Here is a 3,713-nt window from a genome sequence, read left to right on the forward strand (position 1 = left end):
AAGCTCGTGGGTCACGTTTCCCAGCAGAAGATCCTGATCGGCGCCCGGCGCCAAAACATCGATCTCTTTCTGAGGTTGTGGAACCATCACTCCCATTCCAGAGCCCCCTTCTTCCATTCGTATATGAAGCCAATGGTGAGAATGCCGAGGAAGGACATCATCGACCAAAAGCCGTAAAGACCAATGTCTTTCAGGGAAATAGCCCAGGGAAACAGGAAAGCCACTTCCAGATCGAAAATGATGAAGAGAATGGCCACGAGGTAAAAGCGCACGTCGAACTTGCTGCGCGCATCGTCGAACGCCTCAAAGCCGCACTCATAGGCGGAGACTTTTTTCCGGGTCCGGGTTTTGCGCCGCAACAAGGCGGGAGGCGACCAGCATCACGATCGTGATACCAATGGCGATGCCCAGGAACACCATGATCGGTAAATATTCGGCGAGCAGTGCATTCATTTTACTAAGACCCCCTCCGTTCCTCGGGAACGGCGCGGCTATACCCCCCTTCGGTGCTGTGCGCAAGGCATATCCAAACCATAGGTTCAGGGTGCCCGCACTGCGGGAGGCGACGGCGCCACTATAGGCATCGCTCCCGCCCGTGAAAAGCCCTCGTGCAGCGATTGCGGCAAAAAAGCGGCCCCTCCCGGCAAGGATCACAGGATCGAGCAAGGGATTGGCAGAAAACAAAAAACCGCCACCCAAAGGGCAGCGGTTTTTTTGATGGCGGGAGTGACGGGGCTCGAACCCGCGACCTTCGGCGTGACAGGCCGACGCTCTAACCAACTGAGCTACACCCCCACAGGAACATATGTGCGGGACTTGATGAATGGCGGGAGTGACGGGGCTCGAACCCGCGACCTCCGGCGTGACAGGCCGGCGCTCTAACCAACTGAGCTACACCCCCACGCAGCAAGTGGAGGGGTTGATACGATCCAGCGCGGGCAGTGTCAAGCGCTCAAAATCGCAAAAGGCAGCATCCCTGGATAAGTTTTTTAAACACAGCTTCCCAAGGTGTAAGAAAGCGCCAAGAGCTTCAGGGCTCCAGAAAACAAAAACCCCGGCCTAAAGGCCAGGGCTTTGAAATTTCTCTCCCAAACGGGAGATAATGGTGGGCGGTGAGGGGATTGAACCCCCGACCCTCTCGGTGTAAACGAGACGCTCTACCGCTGAGCTAACCGCCCATCGCGCGTTAACGGCGCTTTGTCTGCTGTCGAATACTCAATTCTGCCTTAAATAGTCAAGGGCTACCCATTGGGTAGCCCTTACTATTTTTGCAGAATGCGCGCGCTATTCGTTAACGGCGTCGCGCAGCCCCTTACCAGCCTTAAACTTCGGCTGTTTCGAGGCCGAGATTTGAATCTTTTCCCCGGTGCGCGGATTACGGCCTTCACTTGCCGCCCGTTCGGACACGGCAAAGGTACCGAAACCAACCAGGCGAACTTCATCCCCGGTTTTCAGGGCACCCGTAATGGCATCGAACACGGCGTCGATCGCTTTCGCGGAATCTTGTTTAGACAAACCAGTAGCTTCTGCGACCGAAGCGACGAGATCGTTTTTATTCACGTTGAGCCCCCTCATCAGGACGGTTCGATATTGTCCCAAGCCGCCAACCTAGCGACCCAGGATTAAGGCAAATCGTTGGCGGACTTTAGACTGCGTTCCTGCGGTCCGTCAATGGGTGGAAATCGGCGAAACCCCTGGAAAAGTGGGAAAAACGCGCCCAACGAGGTGTTTTCGCGGGCGCGTTCTGTGACAAATGGCAGGGAGCGTTACCAATACCGTTTAATGGGCGATCATTCCCGCCGCAGCGGGTACATCGGCCTTGGGCGGCGTGGCCGACACTTCTTCTTCCGCCGGAAGCGGTACGGGAGCGCTTACGAGGCGCGCGCCAGCACTTGTTCCACCGTCGAGACGGGGATGATCTCCAACCCCTTCTTTACGTTATCCGGAATTTCGGCCAGATCTTTCGCATTATCCTGCGGGATCAGGACGATTTTGAGACCGCCCCGCAGCGCTGCCAGCAGCTTTTCCTTTAGGCCGCCGATTGGGAGCACCCGCCCCCGCAGCGTCACTTCGCCCGTCATCGCCACATCCTTGCGGATGGGGATGCCGGTGAGCACCGAGACGATCGACGTGACCATCGCAATCCCAGCCGACGGGCCATCCTTCGGCGTCGCCCCTTCCGGGACGTGCACATGGATATCGCGTTTTTCCAGCACGGTTTGCTTGATGCCGTAGGCGGCGGCGCGCGATTTCACGAAGCTCTCAGCGGCTTGCACCGATTCCTTCATGACGTCGCCCAGCTTACCCGTGGCGATGACCTTGCCCTTGCCGGGCAGCGTGACCGATTCGATGGTCAGCAACTCGCCGCCCACTTCGGTCCAGGCCAAGCCGGTGATAACACCGACCTGATCTTCGCCCTCGGCTTCGCCATAGCGGAAGCGCTTGATGCCCGCAAATTTCTCCAGATTGCGCCGGGTGATATGCAGGGCTTTGGTTTTGCCGAGCAGGATTTCCTTCACGGATTTCCGGGCGAGGCTGAACAGCTCGCGCTCCATGCTGCGCACCCCAGCTTCGCGCGTGTAATAACGCACGAGATCGCGCAAGGCTTCGTCGGACACCGACCATTCTTCCTTCTTCAACCCATGATCCTTCATGGCTTTCGGAAGCAAGTGACGGCGGCAGATTTCGATCTTCTCATCCTCGGTGTAGCCAGGAATGCGAATGATCTCCATGCGGTCCAGCAGCGGTTGCGGCATGCGCAGGCTATTGGCGGTGGTGACGAACATCACGTCCGACAGATCGTAATCGACTTCCAGGTAATGATCGCTGAAGGTCGAATTCTGTTCGGGGTCCAGCACTTCAAGCAGGGCTGAGGCCGGATCGCCGCGCCAGTCCGAGCCCATCTTGTCCACTTCATCGAGAAGGAACAGCGGGTTCGAGGTTTTTGCCTTCTTCATCCCCTGCACGATCTTGCCGGGCATGGAGCCAATGTAGGTGCGGCGATGACCGCGAATTTCCGACTCGTCGCGCACACCGCCCAAGGCCATGCGCACGAAGTTCCGGCCTGTCGCCTTGGCGATGGACTTACCAAGCGAGGTTTTCCCCACGCCGGGCGGACCGACGAGGCAGAGAATCGGGCCTTTGATCTTGGCGATGCGCAATTGCACGGCGAGATATTCGACGATGCGTTCCTTGACCTTATCCAGACCGTAATGGTCTGTATCCAGTACCTTTTGCGCTTCCTTCAGGTCACGCTTCACGCGGGAGCGCTGCTTCCAAGGGATCGTCAAGATCCAGTCGAGGTAATTGCGCACCACGGTCGATTCGGCGGACATCGGCGACATGGAGCGGAGTTTTTTCAGCTCCGCCATTGCCTTATCGCGCGCTTCGACCGAGAGCTTCACCTTCTTGATCCGCTCTTCGAACTCGGCGGCCTCGTCGCGGCCATCCTCGCCCTCGCCCAGTTCCTTCTGGATCGCCTTGAGCTGCTCGTTCAGGTAATATTCGCGCTGGGTTTTCTCCATCTGCCGCTTCACGCGGTTACGGATGCGCTTTTCGACCTGAAGAACGCCGATTTCGCCTTCCATGAAGCCGTAGATCCGCTCCAACCGCTCGGTGAGCGACGTGAGCTCCAGCAGTTGCTGCTTTTCGGGGATCTTCAGCGCCAGATGCGAGGCGATGGTATCGGCCAGCTTGCTCGGCTCTTCGATCTG

The 3,713-nt window shown here is 57.9% G+C and carries 2 protein-coding genes, 3 tRNA genes and 1 pseudogene; all 6 read right to left on the reverse strand.

Going from position 1 to position 3,713, the window contains the following annotated elements:
• Positions 1–86: 86 nt before the first annotated feature.
• A pseudogene (locus VZ95_RS17695) lies at positions 87–453 on the reverse strand (NADH-quinone oxidoreductase subunit A).
• A gap of 265 nt (positions 454–718) precedes the next feature.
• A tRNA-Asp gene (locus tag VZ95_RS17700) sits at positions 719–795 on the reverse strand.
• Positions 796–824: 29 nt separating this feature from the next.
• Positions 825–901, reverse strand: a tRNA-Asp gene (locus VZ95_RS17705).
• A 202-nt stretch (positions 902–1,103) separates the two neighbouring features.
• Positions 1,104–1,178, reverse strand: a tRNA-Val gene (locus tag VZ95_RS17710).
• 106 nt (positions 1,179–1,284) lie between these two features.
• Complete coding sequence (locus VZ95_RS17715; RefSeq protein ID WP_332308125.1) at positions 1,285–1,575, reverse strand: HU family DNA-binding protein; 291 nt, start codon at positions 1,573–1,575, stop codon at positions 1,285–1,287.
• Positions 1,576–1,871: 296 nt separating this feature from the next.
• The coding region (lon, locus tag VZ95_RS17720) for an endopeptidase La (protein WP_156995380.1) at positions 1,872–3,713 on the reverse strand (1,842 nt) is incomplete at its 5' end.

Origin of the sequence: Elstera litoralis (assembly GCF_000963705.1) — a bacterium.
GTDB classification, from domain to species: Bacteria; Pseudomonadota; Alphaproteobacteria; order Elsterales; family Elsteraceae; genus Elstera; species Elstera litoralis.

What these genes read in the sequence shown, in the direction of transcription:
- VZ95_RS17715 (WP_332308125.1), bottom strand. Translation starts at nt 1,575, where the DNA reads ATGAGGGGGCTCAACGTGAATAAAAACGATCTCGTCGCTTCGGTCGCA.